Raw genomic sequence first — 15,217 nt, 5'->3', positions numbered from 1 at the left:
AACATTGTAGCTCGAATCTGCCGGGCGGTCAGGGGCCAGCGATCGATGGGCAGGCCGAATCATCACCGGTCCCCAGGTTTGTACGAACTGGCGAGAACGCAGCTATTGCAGGCGGAATCGCTCGGTCATCAGGCGCTGCAAGCGGGGTTTGTAGATGAGGTCGTAGGCGAGTTCCTTGTCGGGGAACATGGCAAGGGCGGCACGCTTGGCATCGGCAACCAGCTCGGAAGCTTCCTCGACGGTCATGTTCACGTCCTGGCTGATGACGGACATCACCATGTTCATCATGACCTGGAGGCGGCGAATCTTGCGCAGCTCTTCCAGCTCCGCCTGGCTCCATTCCCGATTGTGCGTTTCCCCTGATTCCATGTGGTCCCTTGAGAAATGAAAGTCACCCCCGCATGCCGTTCTCATTGGATGCGTCCAGCCAGCAATAGAACCCGCCCTGGTTGCGGATTTCAGGGCTAACCCGAGCGGCGATTACGTACGGTTTTCCCGGAGCGGCACGAGCCTTGCCGCCTGCTGCAGCAACTACCATCCTCGGGCGCGGAAATTTTGTTACGATTTGCAGTCCAAGGCGCATCATACCCCGGGTCGCAAACCCGGCAAGCGGAATTGCGGATAACGAAAGTAACAAGCGGGGCGCATCTCAAGTAAGGGGGGGACTATGGCCACCAAGCCGATGCCGAATGAAGAGCTGGTCGAAGTGTTTGGCGCGAAAGAAGAGTCGGAAGCGATGGTGGTAAGCGGGCTGCTGGAATCCGCCGGGATTGACTGCATGATCACGGCGACTGAGGCTCCGCAGGACGTGCTGCCCGGGGTCGGTGATACGGTGGTCAAGGTCTCGGCGGAAGATGCGGAGGAGGCGCGCCGGATCATCGAGGAAGCGCTCGCCAGCGGCGAACTGAACGCCGACAACGAACTCAGTTCGGGTGAAGAGGAAGAACCGGCTTGACCTGCTCGCCGTCGAGATAAAAACCGACAGCGCCGAAGGTGTCGGTGCGATAGGTGATGATGCCCCGCTCCGCCAGGCGCTGCAGCACCTCCGGTCGCGGATGCCGAAAAGAATTCCGGTAGCCCACCGAAATGACCGCGAACTGCGGATGCACGCGGTCGAGGAATTGCGGAGTGCTGGAGGTCAGGCTGCCGTTGTGGGCCACCTTGAGCAAATTGGCCTGGGGTTGGAGCCCGTTGTCGAGCACGGCACGCTCGATCTTTTTCTCCGCATCGGCGGGCAACAGCGCCGCCGAATTCCGGTAGCGAACCCTCAAAACCAGCGAATCGTTGTTGCGTGGATTCTTCGCAACCTGCCAGCCGGGCGGCGGTGAGAGCACTTCGAAGCCGGTGCCGCCGAATTGAAAGGTGTCGCCAGCGCTGCGGCGGATGACGGCGACATTGTTGGCCGACGCGTGACGCAGCAGGTAGGTGTAGGAGGCAGTCGGCGCGTTCGGTCCGACCCAGAGTTCGCGCGGGCGGAAGGTGCTGATGATGGTGGCCATGCCACCGAGGTGATCGGCATGGGCGTGGGTGAGCACGGCGGCGTCCAGCCGGGTGATCCCGCGCGACCACAGGTAAGGAGCGATCACGTCTTCGCCGAAATCGAACTCAGAGTGCGAGGGGCCAAGCGCGCCGGCGGCGTCCACCAACAATGTCTTGCCTTCGGGTGTAACGAGCAGCGCGCAATCCGCCTGGCCGACATCGATCGCGGTAATCTCCAGCACCCCGGCCGTCCATTGCGGCCTGCGGGGAAGCACCGTCAGGAGCAAGGCCGATAGCGCGAGCGCTCCCACCCCGGCGAACACCAGCGCCCGGCGGCGCTGGCGGAGCGACCAGAGGCAAAACAGGAACGCCAAAGCGGCGGAAGCGGCGGCCATGACTGTGGGCGGAGGCACGCGCCAATCCGCGGCGCGCAAGCCGCCGAGCACGCGGATGGAGCCGGTAATCCCGTCCAGCGACCAAGCGGTGACCATGATCGCGGGTTTCGCCAGCACCGGGGAGACGCAGGAGAGCGCCAGCGCCGCCGCCGCGGCCGGCATCAGCACACCGGTCAAAGGCACGACCACGGCGTTTGCGGGAAGGCCGACAACCGTGGCGCGGTGAAAATAGACGATCATCGGCAGCGTGAGCGCGAACTGCGCGACGATGGAAATCACGAGCACCTCGTAGGTGGCAACGGCGATGCGCGGAATGCCCATCACCACAAGGCGCGACATCCATGGGCCGGTCAGCTTGGCCAGCCGCCCGCAGAGCAGCCGCATATCGAGCCGGAACTGGGCTGCACGCGGGGGCATAGCGAGGTCGAGCTCGGGGTCATCGATAACTGACAGGGCGAGACGGTACGGCTCCGAGGTTCGCCGCAACAGTGGCACGCCAATCCCGGCGATGGCCAACACAGCGCCAAAGGTCAGCTGAAAACTGGGGTCGGAGAGGGAGCGCGGATCCATCGCCAGCAGCACCAGGGCGGCGATGCCGACGGCATTGAGCGCGGCACGGTCGCGGTAAAGGAGGCGGGCGCCGAGATAAACGGAGAGCATGAGGACGGCGCGCAGGACCGGCGCGCCCAAGTCGGCCAGACAGGCGTAGCCAAGCGACATTACAACCGTCACCGCGGAGGAGACCACGTCGCTGACCCGCAGCCGACGCAGCACCCAGAAGATCACGAAAGCCAAGATGCTGACGTTCATTCCCGAGACCACCAGGATGTGGTACACGCCGGTGCGCTGGAAGGCCATGCGGGTGTCGCGATGAATGGAAGCGGTGTCGCCGATGAGCATGGCATCGATCAGCGCGGCGCGCTGCGGATCCCACAAGGCGTGCACGCGAGAAAGGATGCTGCGGCGAGCGCGGCTGGTCCACACTCCGGCAGTCGTGCCGCTGAAACCCGGGAGCAGTTCGACACGATCGGCACGGACAGCGGCCAGCGCGGTGATACCGCGCCCGGCGAGATATCCGCGATAGTCCCACGCGCCGGGATTGCCGAAATTACGGGGCTCGCGAAGGCGAGTAGTAAAACGCAGGCGCTCACCGTAAAGAAACTGATGGCGCTCGGCGGTTTCAGAGGCGACGGCGTCTTCCGATTCCTCGCGCGAGTAGAGGGTCAGGCGGATGCCGGCGCGCGCGAGCGTGTGGCACGGGTCTCCGACCCGGGTATCTGTGCCGCACCGATCCATTGCCTCGGTTTCGATCTCGACGATCTGACGGCGATCGCCGGAGAGCAAGCGTACAACGCCGTCCTTGACGACGTGGGCAGTGATCGTCGCTTCCGATCCGTCGAGAAAGGGCGTGACCTGCTGCGCACGAAGGGAACCGGAGGCCTCGGAATTGCGAGCACCGGCGGCCAGGCATCCCAGCGCGGCGATGGCGCAAAAAGCAGCTATCACCGCCAGGATCGCATGCTTACGAAAAAAAACGATTGCCGCCAGAACGAATGTCACCGCCGCGACTGCCCACCACATCGGGGGGCGCCACGCCAGCGAGTCGAGCAGGATTCCGCAAGCAAATGCCAGCGCGGCAAACACCGCGGGCAGACGCTCGTACGGCGGCGTGTCAACAGCCGGTTGCATAAGCAGAACCACTAATTATGGAGCGGAATACTGGTCGAGAACCCGGAAGTTAGCGCTCCAGCGCCACCAGAGTTTCGATATGGAACGTTTGCGGGAAGAGGTCGAGCAGGTGAATCTCGCGAATGCGATAGCCGGCGGCGTTAAGGATGCCGAGGTCGCGCGCCAGCGTAGCCGGGTCGCAGGAAACGTAAGCCAGATGCTGCGCCTTCATGGCGGCAACGGCGCGCGCCACCTTTTCGCCCAAACCTCCACGGGGAGGATCGAGGACGACGCAGTCGAATCGCGTTTCGGATGGAACTTGGGTGAGGAAACTTTGAACGTCAGTCCGGTAAGCGGCAGCGTTTCTGGGCAAATTGGCGCGCAGGTCAGAGAATGACGATTCCGAGGACTCCACCGCCGCGACCTGCCGGAAGTTTTGCGCCAGGGCGAGGGAAAACAATCCGACGCCGGCGTAAAGATCGAGCGCAAAACCGCCGCTGCGGCCGTCCGTTACCAGTGCAACCATTTCGTCGAGCAGGAAACGGTTGGCCTGAAAAAAAGACCCGGCACTGACACGGTACTCGGCTTGGGCAGCGCGATAGCGGAGGCAATCCGCTCCGAAGTTCGCCTTCTGTTCTTTGGGCCCCGCGATGCGGACTGCGCTGGAGTTCGCGGTTGCTCGAAAGGGAACGACGCCGACGATGTTCGGCAGCTCGTGCCGCAGCGCTTGCGCAAACTCCCCGACCGGGAGCAGCTCGCGCGCGCGCTGTGGCGTAACCGAAACCTCCAGGAGCAGTTCGGAATCTTTGGCATTGGCGAAGAACTCGATTTCCGTAACGCCGGCGGGAATGCTCGCGGCTTCGCCGAGCTTCCATACCGCCGCCAAAGCGCGATTGATGAGAGGCGAGCTGATGGGGCACTCGCGCACGGAGAGCAGCGCGTGCGACGCGAAACGGTTGTAGCCGATGGCAAATTCGGGCTCGGTGCGGACGCGCATGCGCGAGCGATTGCGGTAATTCCAAGGCAGCGAAGGGTGGGCGCGAATCTCGCCGGGGAATTCCAGCTTGGCGATACGGCGAAGCGTCTCGCGCAGGATCTCCGACTTGATCCGTACCTGCTGTTCGTACGGCACCTGCTGGTACTGGCATCCGCCGCACTGGCCGAAGTAGGGGCAGGCGGGCTCGATGCGCGCGGGTGATGGCTGGAGCACGTGGTTCAGCCGGGCACGCGCAAATCCAGGCTTACTGTCGCTGAGGGTGACGTCAACGCGCTCGGCCGGAAGCACAAAAGGAACGAAAACGGCTTTGCCTTTGCCGTGTTCGTCGGGCGGCAGATGCGCCAGGCCGTCGCCGCCGTAGATCAGCTTCTCGATGGTTAGTTCCAAGCGGCGATTATAGCGGCACACCGAGACACGGAAGAGGAATGAAGAATTCAGAATGAAGAATGACGCATGACCAACGCACTCATGCGCGATCACTGCATATAGAAGAGGCTCAGGCGGGGCAGTCCGAATTTCTCCAGCAGGCGCTTGTGAACGTATTGCTTCAGCAACTGCTCGATCTGCGGCGCGCTCATGTTGCGACGATAGGGCGCCAGTTCGCGGTCGGCCTCGGCGCGGACGGCCACCAGTTGCTCATCCGGTGTGGCTGCTAACAAAGATGCGAACAGTTTTTCTTCCAGCACGGTGAGGCGGCGCTCGAAGTCCTCTAATGGGATGGCCGCGCCGGTATGCGGTTCAGAGACCCGCGGCACACAGGATCGGGCAAGCGCGCCTAGAGAGCGCGCGGTTTCGCGGGCGAGGGCTTGCGAACTGGCGGGCAAGCCGGCGGTTGAAGCCTCAATGGCCGCAGCGTTGCGTTCCAGGTAGGCGGCGACTTCGGCCGGCGCAAATCCAGCCTCAGGTTTTTCCGCACGCGCGGTTCCCACCTCCGCCTCCTTCATTTCCTCGGCGGCGGCCAGGATCTCCTGCGCGCAATAGGCAAGGCTGTTGACCTTGCGCGTCTTCGACGGGCGCCGCTCCCAGCGCGCGAAGGCAGCGTCAATGCCGCGCAGCGCGGCTTCCAGCGGAATGCCGGCATCCTTCCAGGTCTCGATCAACGCCCAGTCAAGCGTCGAAAGCAGCAGGATGGTGCCGCGGCGGCGCTGGAAGTGCTCCTCGATTTCGGTGAAGTAGTTGAAGTAGTTTTCCACGCAAAAACAATCTGCCATAGATCAGCGGGCGAAGAACAGACTTTCATCAGGGCGAGGTTTCACGTTTCGCGTTTCGAGCGGAGATACCGAGACGAGCCGCGTCATTAGGATTTCAGATGATCGGGATTGACCGGTCAGTCGGGACTCTCGGCTTTTGTAGCTACTTGGCGCTTTTCTTTTTCGCGGCGGTCGCCTGGTTGCGCTCCCAGATGAGGCGCAGGCCCTCCAGCGTCAGCAGGTCGTCCACCTCGGTGATGAACCGCGAGTGCGCGCCGATCAGGCTGCCGAGACCGCCGGTAGCGACCACCTTGGTCTTCTCGCCAAGTTCCGCGATCAGCCGCTCCAGGATGCCATCCACCAGGCCAAGATAGCCATAAAACAAACCGGCTTGCAGGCTGTTCACCGTATTGGTGGCAATAATCTTCGCGGGCTTGCGTATGTCAACCCGCGGCAACCGCGCCGTGTGCTCGAAAAGCGCATCCGCGGAAATGCCAATCCCGGGCGCGATCACCCCGCCCAGGTACTCGCCCTTGACGGAGATCGCGTCGAAGGTGGTGGCGGTGCCGAAATCCACCACAATGCACGGCCCGCCGAATTTCTGGTAAGCGGCCACACCGTTGACCACGCGATCGGCGCCGACTTCCGCCGGGTTGTCGTAGTGCACCGGCATCCCGGTCTTTACCCCCGGCTCGATGAACAGCGGCTTGGTGCGGAAATATTGTTCGCAGACTTCGCGCAGCGTGGTGTCCATGGGCGGCACTACCGAAGAGATCACAATTCCCTTCACCTGCGCGACTTCCAGTTCGGCCATGGCGAACAGGTTGCGGAACAGCACGCCGTACTCGTCCACGGTCTGCGTCTTGATGGTGGCGACGCGCCAGTGCGCCAGCAGGCGCGCGGGTTCGCTGTCGCGGTCGAAACCGACAGTGGCTTCGAAGACGCCCAAAACCGTGTTCGTGTTGCCGACATCAAGAACGAGAAGCATTTTTAGTGATTCTTTCCCTCCGGGGCTAAAGCCCTCATTTTTGACAGCTCCCGGGCGGCACGGCTGAAGCCGTGCCCTACCCATTACTCAATCTTTCTCACTCCGCCTGACAGCACCGTGCGCAACCCGCTCTCGGTTCGCACCCGCAAGAATCCGCGTTCGTCGAGGCCTTCGGTGAAGCCTTCGTAGCCTCCGTCTTCTTCCACGCGCACCCGGCAACCGCGCGCCGAGGAAGAATGCTGCTCGAAGCGCCGCCGTATTTCCGCGCGCGCTGCGGAATCGGCAAGGGTGCGGTACTCGCGATCGAGGGATTTTAGCAAAGCCGAGGTCAGCTCTACCCTCGACCAGGCCCTGCCGCTTTCGATGCGCAAGGAAGTGGCGAGCGAATCGAGGCTGGCGGGAAAGGACTCCTGGTTGACGTTCATGCCGAACCCGACTACGGCGTAGCGCACGCGCGTGGTCTCGGCATTCATTTCGATGAGGATGCCACAGAATTTTCTGCCGCCCAGCAGCAGGTCGTTGGGCCAGCGCAGATCAGCACGCAGGCCTGTGACTTGTTCGACCGCCTCGCGCACCGCCAAGCCGGCGGCCAGCGAAAGCAAGAGCACGTCTGCCGGCGGCAGCGCAGGACGCAGGACCGCGGAACAATAGATTCCCGCCGACCGCGCCGAATGCCAGCCGTGGCCTCCGCGTCCGCGCCCCGCCGTCTGCTCCTCGGCAACGTACACGGTCCCTTCCGGCGCCGGTGCTGCCGCCGCATGCGGCTTTCGTGCCCTGCCGTGGTCAGGAGTGACGCCGGCCGCAGCCTGCATGGCGTCCGCATTAGTCGATCCAACCCGGAAGTAATGGTGGATATGATCGGCGAAGATGGTGCCCTTCAGCGCCGGGGCAAGGAATTCCGGCAAGAGCAGATCGGGGACGCTTTCAATCTGGTATCCCGTCGCCGGGCGGCCGGCAATGCGCACGCCCAACCGGCGCAAGTGCTGCACCAGCCGCCAGACTTCAGAACGGCTGGCCGCGATTTCCTGCGCCAGCTTGGTCCCGCTGACCACGACCATGGCATGGTCGGAGAGCAGCCGCACCACGCGCCCCAGTCGAGCGTCGGTCAGTCCGACATCGCGCGCGCGCACAGCGGCGACTGACCGCAGCGACCGCCGCGTCCGCGTTGTGCTGTTGCGAGGAATACCGGAATTATGCTCCACAAGTGCCCGGTTTCCAATGGAAGGAATCATGGGACTAAGGTGAATCGCCGGGACAATTCGCGGGAACGCCCGAGTGTCACCACCGCGGCTCCTGCCTATATTCGTGGCCTCCCCACAATCAGGAGGATGAATGGGACAGGGAAGGCGCGGGCTGGCCGGGCCGCTGGTGTTGCTGTTGGCCGTGACCGCGATTGCCGGCGAATTGCCGGATTCACCGTCGACGAACTTCGCGCCGGAGCATTCCCTGGTTTCGGTTTCGGCGACCGAACTGCGCGTAGCCCTGCCTCCGGCCCTGGACTTGGCGGAAGCGATCGCATCGCCGGCGATTGTCATCGAAAGCAAACCTGTCGCGGCGCCGAAGAAGAGAGTCTTCGATAAGAAATTTGCGGTGCTGGCGGGACTGGCGGCAGGCCTGACCGTCGCCGACTTCGAGATGACGCAGCATTGCCTTGCTCGGCGCACCTGCGTGGAATCCGATCCGCTGATGCCGACCTCCCGTGCCGGCATGTACGCCAGCAACATTCCGCTGAACGCCGCGCTGTTCTGGTGGAGCTATCGGCGCAAGCAAGACGGCAAGCGGCTGTGGTGGCTGGCGCCGCTGATGGTAGTGGGCTCGCACGCGGCGGGAGTGGGAACCAACATTCGCTTCGTCGGCAAATAACAGACAGCCACTGATTTTTTCCCGGATGAACACAGGTGAAAAATGCTGTGTGCTGGTCCGTGTAATCCGTAGCGGATACCTTTCTAGGCGGGTTTGGTGCGCAGGTTCATGTCCACCGCCGACAGCGAGTGCGTCAGCGAGCCGACCGAGATAAATTTCACGCCCGTCTCGGCGTAGGCACGCACTGTTTCCAGAGTCACCCCGCCGGAAACTTCCAGGGGCACGCGCCGGCTGTGATGCGAGACGCGTTCGACCGCCCGCCTGACGTCCTCCAACGACATGTTGTCGAGCAGGATGGCTTCCGCGCCGTGCTGCAGGGCGGTCTCCAGCTCTTCCAGGTTCCGCACTTCGATTTCGATGGGCTGATCGCCGCGGCGATTATGGATGGCGCGCTCGAGCGCAGGCGCAATGCCGCCGGCCAGCGCAATGTGGTTGTTCTTGATCAGAACGCCATCGCTCAGGTCAAGCCGGTGATTGTGGCCGCCGCCGCAACGCACGCCATATTTGTCGAGCATGCGCAAGCCCGGCGCGGTCTTGCGGGTATCGAGAATGTAGGTGCCGGTGCCCTCGACGGCGTCCACGAACTTGCGGGTCATGGTCGCGATGCCGCTGAGCCGCTGCAGCAGGTTGAGGATCACGCGCTCGCAGGAGAGGATGACACGCGCGTTGTGCTGGATGACAGCAACGAAATCGCCCTTTTTCAGCCGCACCCCATCGAAGACTTCGGGATGGCTCTTGACGTCGGGAAAGGAGCGGACCGTGCCATCGAGCTGCGCGAACACTTCAAAGATGCGCGGGATGGAACCCAGCCCGGCCAGCACGCAATCCTGCTTGGTCATGATGGTCGCGACGGCCTGCTGGTTGGGCTCGATGCAGGCATAGGTGGTGGCGTCGCGCGTGGCCCTGTCCTCCAGCAGCGCGTTCTCGATGACCGCAGTAATACGCCGGCTATGCCAGTCCATTTGCGTCTTTCATGTCAACCCAGCTCGGCGAGCGCTGCCCGCGCTTTCTCCCGCAGCATCTTCGCTTCTTCCAGCTGCTTGCGCAACCCTTCCACGACCTTCGGCGGCGCTTTCGCCAGGAACTGCTGGTTGCCCAATTGCCGCTCGCCGCTTTCGATCTGTTTTTCGATCCGCGCCATTTCCTTGTTCAGCCGTTCGCGCTCGGCAGCAACATCAATCTTCTTTTCGTAGACGACGCGCACCTCGAAGCGCGCCGTGGAACGCGCCCCGGATTCCCGGGCCAGGGACTGCGGCACGAACGCCATCTGCTCCACGTTGGCCAGCCGCTGCACCGCGCCACGATTCTCCTCGAAGATGCGCTGCACGCCGTCCTGCGTGTGCACCTGGATGGGAATGTTCTGCCGCGGTTCGACCTTCAACTCCGCCCGCAGGTTGCGCACGCTGACGATGAGGTCCTGCAGGATGGCCATCTCGTTCTCCGCCGCTTCCTCCACCTGCCTGGCATCCGCTTGCGGGTAAGCCGCCAGCGCGATCGACTTCAGCGGCGGTTTCTGGTCATACAGCGCATGCCAGATTTCCTCGGTGATGAACGGCATGATGGGATGCAGCAGGCGCAATGCCGCTTCGAACAACGACACCAGATTCGCGATCGCGCGCGAGACCGTCTGCTTGTCGTCGCTGTTGAGCCTGGGTTTGATCAGCTCCAGGTACCAGTCGCAGAACTCGCCCCAGAAGAACTGGTATATCGTGTGGCAGGCATTGTCAAAACGATAGCTCCGGATGGCCTCGTTCATCTCCTCCGCCACGCGATTGAATCGCGACAGGATCCAGCGGTCTTCCAGCCCCGCCGCTGTAAAGCCCTGCACGCCGGCCACCTGTGTGGCGCGGGTTTCCGACCCGCGCTCCCAGGTCAAAGACCCGGGCCACACGCCTTCAGCCCGATCCAGGTTCATGAACATGAAGCGCGCCGCATTCCATATCTTGTTGGCGAAGGCGCGATAGCCTTCCGTACGCGACGGATTGAACGCAATGTCGGTGCCCGGCGCGGCCTGCGCCGCCAGCGTGAAGCGCGTCGCGTCGGTGCCGTACTGCTCAATGACCTCGATCGGATCGAGCACGTTGCCCTTCGTTTTCGACATCTTCTGCCGGTCGGCGTCGCGCACCAGCGCGTGGATGTAAACCTCGCGAAACGGCACACTCTCGGCAAGGTCGCTTGCTGCCGGCGGTCGACCGCCGACCGTCGAGCCGGGTCGATGCGGCGGCATCATGAAGTGGCAACCCATCATCACCATTCTTGCCACCCAGAAGAACAAGATGTCGAAGCCGGTGATGAGCAGCGTGTTCGGGTAAAACGCCGCCAGGTCGGGCGTGGCATCAGGCCAGCCCAACGAGGTAAAGGGCAGCAGCGCCGAGGAGAACCAAGTGTCCAGCACGTCAGGATCCTGCTCCAGTTGCGGGCTGCCGCAGTGCGGGCACGCCTGCGGGGCTTGGCGCGCGACCGTGATCTGGTTGCACTGTCCGCAGTACCAGGCCGGAATGCGGTGTCCCCACCACAACTGGCGCGAGATGCACCAGTCGTAGAGCTTCGCCATCCATTGCAGGTAAATGGCGGCATTATTTTCCGGAGTGAAGCGCAACGCGCCGGTGTTCACCGCCTCGATGGCCGCCGCTGACATGCTCATCCCGCCGCTACTCGGTTCCTTGTTCACGGCGACAAACCACTGCGTTGAAATGCGCGGTTCCACGATCGAGTGACAGCGCTGGCACTTGCCAAGCGGCACCACGTAATCCTTGGTGCTCACGAGCAAGCCCTGCTCCTGCAGGTCGCGCACGATGCGTTCGCGCGCCTCGAAGCGGTCCAGGCCCGCGTACGGTCCCGCGTTTTCGTTCATGCGCGCGTGCTCGTCCATCACCGTGATCTGCGGGAGGTGATGGCGTAGCCCGGCCTGATAATCGTTCAGGTCGTGCGCCGGCGTCACCTTCACCGCGCCGGTGCCGAATTCCGGGTTCGCAACCTCGTCGAGGATGATCGGGATCTCGCGGTGCATCAGCGGCAGAACAACCTTCTTGCCGTGCAGATGGATATAGCGCGCATCGGTCGGATTGACGGCGACGGCGGTGTCGCCCAGCATCGTCTCCGGACGCGTGGTCGCCACCGTGATGGATTCTTTCGCCGACCCGCTGACCGGGTACCGCACCTGGTAGAGCTTTCCCGGCGTGTCCTCGTGCACGACTTCCAGATCGCTGATTGCGGTGGAGCAGCGCGGGCACCAATTGATGATGTAAGTCCCGCGGTAGATCAGCCCTTCCTCATAGAGGCGCACGAACACTTCCTTGACCGCGCGCGAGAGCCGCTCGTCCATGGTGAAGTACTCGCGGTCCCAATCCACCGAGGTGCCGAGCCGCTTCATCTGCTTCAGGATGGTGCCGCCATAATGCTGGCGCCACTGCCAAACGCGCGCCAGGAACTTCTCGCGTCCCATCTGCCGGCGGTCCAGCTTCTCGGCGGCCAGTTGCCGCTCTACCAGCATCTGGGTGGCGATGCCGGCGTGATCGGTGCCGGGGATCCACAGCGTCAGGTCGCCCTTCATGCGGTGCCAGCGCACCACGATGTCGCTCTCGGTGTGCTCCAGCATGTGGCCCATGTGCAGCGCTCCGGTCACATTCGGCGGCGGCAGCAGGAGAGTGAAGTTGGAGCGAGCTGGATGCGGGGGCGCCCCGCGGCCATCGGCCTGCGGCGCCTGCACGTGGAACAGTGTTTCGCGCACCCAGTATTCCGCCCAGCGCTGCTCGATGGCGCCCGGGTCATACGCTTTGGGCAATTCGTGAGGCATGAGGATTCGGTGAGCTCAGCGCAGTCCCGGTTCGGCGTCGGATCGAAAGCTGAACTGGAACTGTTTTTCGATATTACAGGCGGGCGGAAAAGAGGGTCAAACGGGGGACGGGGTATTACCTTTCGGGAAAAATTCGGCTACACCCCCGCGAGTGCACATTCGGACGTTGGGAGGTTACGGCGAAAGGCTTAGGCGGTGAAGCAGCTCGGCAAAGCGCGGGTGGGAGTGGAGGCCATCGAGTCGCGGGTCCACTTTGGTGAAGACCACCATAGAGTAACGCTGGTCCGCAGCCTTCAGCAACCAATCGAGCGCCTGATTATTATCTCCTAGGTGCATATAGTTCTCGGCAATCCCATAAGCATCGGTGCCTGTCGCCTGATGCTGAAGCATTAAATCGATCTGCTTCTGGCAAGCACCCCGCCATCCTCCCCGGGCGTGCGCCTGCTCAACCGCCTCTAACTCCGGCATGCCTGACAAGGTTATTCCCCTGCGATACATCTGGTAAGCTTCTTCTTGCATGCCCTTGGCTTCATACACGCGCGCCATGTTCCAGTAGGTCAGCGGGAAACTTGGGTCCAGCTCTTGAGTCTTCTCGAGGTGTTCGAGGGCTTGGTCGTACCGCCGCGCAAAGAAAAGAATCATGCCCACGTCGCCGTTGATGCCGAGCGAGAGGGGGTCCAGGTCGTGTGCACGTCGGATTTCTTCTAGTGACTCGTCCAAGCGCCCCAGGGCCGCAAGATACATGGACAGGCCGTCACGAGCGTTAGCGTTGCTCGGGCTGAGCTCGATAGCGCGGCGGAATTCGCGCTCGGCTCCGGACCAGTCGCGCTCGTAGAAGAGTTTTTCCCAACCCAGTGGGCCATGAGCTTCGCTGAAAGCTTCGTCAATCTCCAGCGCCTTCATCGCGGCGGCCCTCGCCTTCGCATTGGCCTCACGGGGAGATAGCACGCCCAAGGGATGCCCCAAAACACCGTAGGAAGCCGCCATGCCAGCGTACGCCTGCGCGTAACCCGGATCTTTGTCAATAGCCTGTTGGAAGTACTCCAGGCTCTTGTTCAAACCGGGGACGGTGAACTTATTCCAATAGTACAAACCCTTGAGGTATGCCTCGTGGGCGTCGGGGTTGACTGCGCGCGTCCTCGTGAGTTGCGCATGTTCCTGTGAGCTGAGTTTGGCTTGCACCTCTCGGGCAATGGACATGGCGAAATCGCTCTGCAAGGCGAGGATGTCGCTTGCTTCGCGATCGAACATCTCCGCCCAGAGGTGTTGGTCCTTCGAGGCATCAATCAGGTTTGCAACGACTCGCACCCGGCCACTCGAGCGTAGCACCGAGCCTTCGACCAGGGCATCGACATTCAACTCCCGCGCAATCTCCTGCAGAGGCTTCTTACTGCCTTTGTAGCGCATCACCGATTGCCTGGAGATCACACGCAGCGCGCTCACCTTGCCTAGCTCGGCGATCAGCGCATCGGTCGTCCCATCGACAAAGTAATCCTCCTCGGACTTTCCCGAAAGGTTCTCTAGTGGCAGCACTGCAATTCGGGCACCGGATAGCGGTGGCCGTTGTGTACCGTTGACTCCGGCGATGAAGCGGTAACCAAGGCGGGGTAGCGTTTCCACAAACCGGGGATTCTCTGCCTCATCACCCAGGGCGTCTCGCAGCCTCTTGATCGCGGCGTTCAGGCCGCTCTCGAAGTCAACGTAGGTATCCCCCGGCCAGAGCCTCTTCTGTAGCTCCTCCCGTGTGACGACCTCGCCGGGACGTTCCAGCAGCATGGACAGGACTTCGACCGGCTGCCCCAGAAGTCTAATCTTCATCCCTCGCTTGCGGAGTTCCCGGGATCGGGGATCGAACTCGAAGACCCCAAAACGGAGGGCATCGGGGGGTGACTCAGACTGTCTCATAGCCCACCATTCGGCAGGATTCTACCACCCTGCCGAACTGGAAGCTTGGCTTGAACGTTCCATCCATAGCCCTAAGTCTCCTGATCTTATCGCGTTGTCCTATCGCCTACATTCCATCGACATGTAAGCCTTCTTCCATTGAGCTGTAAACGAGCCCGCGTAACACTTGCGTCAGCGTGCGGCTCGGTGACACGAGCTGCCGGCCGAGCGCAAAGTTGAGGAGGAGGTCCCATGAAGCCTAGGAAAAACCCTTTCGGCAAGCTGACTGCAAGACTCTTGGTGGCTAGCCTAGCGGCAGCTGCCTTGTTTGCCCCCGCGAGCGCGAACGCCGCCGCTCCATTCTTCCAGGGCAGGTTCTCGCTGCCGCACAAAGTGCGCTGGGGCAAGGCCATGCTCCCCGCGGGCGAGTATCGGCTCCGAGTCGATAACCTTAGCGCGGCGACCGTGGCCGCGATCCAGGACGTAGAGAGCGGCAAGACCGTTGCCATGGTGTTGTGTGACATCACCGAAGACGACAAGAACACAAAAGAGGGGAACGCACTGCTCATCTCCAGCAAAGGAGGACAAAGGATTGTTCATTCCCTGAAGCTGGCGACTGTGGGCAAGGTTTTTATCTTCGAACCCGCCCTCGCGCGTGGACAGGGTACGATCGAAGCGCGCGAAAGGCAATCCGTACAGGTCGTGGCGACCAAGTGAGTGTCTCGGCCAAGAGGCAGGGGGCTGGCTATTCATCCCTAGTGGCGTGCCGACCCGGACCCTCGCTGCCTCTTGGCTGGAAGCGGATACGCTGCAGTTGGAGGAGGAGAACCGGCAACTGAAGCACATCGTGGCCGAAACGATTTGAGGAAACCGTTGAGTGTGAGGTGCTTGTTCCTCAGGGCAGCCCAGGACGGCCACGTCGAGGAATCGGCCTCGATATACAAGTCTTGGCTGTTT

The 15,217-nt window shown here is 62.4% G+C and carries 12 protein-coding genes; 3 read left to right on the top strand and 9 right to left on the bottom strand.

Annotated elements, in window-relative coordinates; genetic code table 11:
• Positions 1–102: 102 nt before the first annotated feature.
• The gene (locus VFI82_01735; GenBank protein HET7183374.1) at positions 103–369 is read right to left on the bottom strand and encodes a hypothetical protein; all 267 of its coding nucleotides are present in this window, start codon (positions 367–369) and stop codon (positions 103–105) included.
• A 298-nt stretch (positions 370–667) separates the two neighbouring features.
• Between VFI82_01735 and VFI82_01730 the strand changes: the two genes are divergently transcribed.
• The gene (locus tag VFI82_01730) at positions 668–955 is read left to right on the top strand and encodes a DUF2007 domain-containing protein (protein ID HET7183373.1); all 288 of its coding nucleotides are present in this window, start codon (positions 668–670) and stop codon (positions 953–955) included.
• On the opposite strand, the gene VFI82_01725 is transcribed toward VFI82_01730, so the two are convergent.
• From VFI82_01725 to VFI82_01705, 5 genes are all read right to left on the bottom strand, one after another.
• A complete protein-coding gene (locus VFI82_01725) occupies positions 924–3,563 on the bottom strand; it encodes a ComEC/Rec2 family competence protein (GenBank protein ID HET7183372.1) in 2,640 nt (879 codons plus the stop codon). The genes VFI82_01730 and VFI82_01725 overlap by 32 nt on opposite strands.
• A 49-nt stretch (positions 3,564–3,612) precedes the next feature.
• Positions 3,613–4,926 carry a 23S rRNA (uracil(1939)-C(5))-methyltransferase RlmD gene (gene rlmD, locus VFI82_01720; protein HET7183371.1) on the bottom strand — a complete coding sequence of 438 codons (1,314 nt, stop codon included), beginning with the start codon at positions 4,924–4,926 and terminating at the stop codon, positions 3,613–3,615.
• An 89-nt stretch (positions 4,927–5,015) separates the two neighbouring features.
• On the bottom strand, positions 5,016–5,750 hold the full coding sequence (locus tag VFI82_01715; protein ID HET7183370.1) for a hypothetical protein: 735 nt from the start codon (positions 5,748–5,750) through the stop codon (positions 5,016–5,018).
• A gap of 142 nt (positions 5,751–5,892) precedes the next feature.
• The gene (locus tag VFI82_01710) at positions 5,893–6,717 is read right to left on the bottom strand and encodes a type III pantothenate kinase (GenBank protein HET7183369.1); all 825 of its coding nucleotides are present in this window, start codon (positions 6,715–6,717) and stop codon (positions 5,893–5,895) included.
• 83 nt (positions 6,718–6,800) lie between these two features.
• A complete protein-coding gene (locus tag VFI82_01705) occupies positions 6,801–7,919 on the bottom strand; it encodes a biotin--[acetyl-CoA-carboxylase] ligase (protein ID HET7183368.1) in 1,119 nt (372 codons plus the stop codon).
• A 130-nt stretch (positions 7,920–8,049) separates the two neighbouring features.
• On the opposite strand from VFI82_01705, the gene VFI82_01700 reads away from it, so the two are divergent.
• Complete coding sequence (locus VFI82_01700) at positions 8,050–8,580, top strand: hypothetical protein (protein ID HET7183367.1); 531 nt, start codon at positions 8,050–8,052, stop codon at positions 8,578–8,580.
• An 83-nt stretch (positions 8,581–8,663) separates the two neighbouring features.
• Here VFI82_01700 and nadC read toward each other — a convergent pair whose 3' ends face one another.
• The 3 genes from nadC to VFI82_01685 all read right to left on the bottom strand — a co-directional run bounded on the left by nadC (position 8,664) and on the right by VFI82_01685 (position 14,194).
• Entirely contained in the window at positions 8,664–9,542 is an 879-nt protein-coding gene (nadC, locus tag VFI82_01695) for a carboxylating nicotinate-nucleotide diphosphorylase (GenBank protein HET7183366.1), read from the bottom strand.
• A gap of 14 nt (positions 9,543–9,556) precedes the next feature.
• Positions 9,557–12,376, bottom strand: a complete 2,820-nt coding sequence (locus VFI82_01690; GenBank protein ID HET7183365.1) for a valine--tRNA ligase — start codon at positions 12,374–12,376, stop codon at positions 9,557–9,559.
• A gap of 174 nt (positions 12,377–12,550) precedes the next feature.
• Positions 12,551–14,194, bottom strand: a complete 1,644-nt coding sequence (locus VFI82_01685; GenBank protein ID HET7183364.1) for a winged helix-turn-helix domain-containing protein — start codon at positions 14,192–14,194, stop codon at positions 12,551–12,553.
• A 318-nt stretch (positions 14,195–14,512) separates the two neighbouring features.
• On the opposite strand from VFI82_01685, the gene VFI82_01680 reads away from it, so the two are divergent.
• Positions 14,513–14,977 (top strand): hypothetical protein, encoded by a 465-nt coding sequence (locus VFI82_01680; GenBank protein HET7183363.1) that lies wholly within the window; start codon positions 14,513–14,515, stop codon positions 14,975–14,977.
• Positions 14,978–15,217: the final 240 nt, after the last annotated feature.

This window comes from Terriglobales bacterium, from assembly GCA_035691485.1.
GTDB lineage: Bacteria > Acidobacteriota > Terriglobia > Terriglobales > Acidobacteriaceae > JAIQGF01.
This window is presented reverse-complemented; position numbering and strand designations above follow the sequence as displayed.

Excerpts from the sequence above, each read along its gene's own strand:
- VFI82_01735 (HET7183374.1), bottom strand. The coding sequence starts at position 369 with ATGGAATCAGGGGAAACGCACAATCGGGAATGGAGCCAGGCGGAGCTG.
- VFI82_01730 (HET7183373.1), top strand. The coding sequence starts at position 668 with ATGGCCACCAAGCCGATGCCGAATGAAGAGCTGGTCGAAGTGTTTGGC.
- VFI82_01725 (HET7183372.1), bottom strand. The coding sequence starts at position 3,563 with ATGCAACCGGCTGTTGACACGCCGCCGTACGAGCGTCTGCCCGCGGTG.
- VFI82_01715 (HET7183370.1), bottom strand. The coding sequence starts at position 5,750 with ATGGCAGATTGTTTTTGCGTGGAAAACTACTTCAACTACTTCACCGAA.
- VFI82_01710 (HET7183369.1), bottom strand. The coding sequence starts at position 6,717 with ATGCTTCTCGTTCTTGATGTCGGCAACACGAACACGGTTTTGGGCGTC.
- VFI82_01700 (HET7183367.1), top strand. The coding sequence starts at position 8,050 with ATGGGACAGGGAAGGCGCGGGCTGGCCGGGCCGCTGGTGTTGCTGTTG.
- nadC (HET7183366.1), bottom strand. The coding sequence starts at position 9,542 with ATGGACTGGCATAGCCGGCGTATTACTGCGGTCATCGAGAACGCGCTG.
- VFI82_01690 (HET7183365.1), bottom strand. The coding sequence starts at position 12,376 with ATGCCTCACGAATTGCCCAAAGCGTATGACCCGGGCGCCATCGAGCAG.
- VFI82_01685 (HET7183364.1), bottom strand. The coding sequence starts at position 14,194 with ATGAAGATTAGACTTCTGGGGCAGCCGGTCGAAGTCCTGTCCATGCTG.
- VFI82_01680 (HET7183363.1), top strand. The coding sequence starts at position 14,513 with ATGAAGCCTAGGAAAAACCCTTTCGGCAAGCTGACTGCAAGACTCTTG.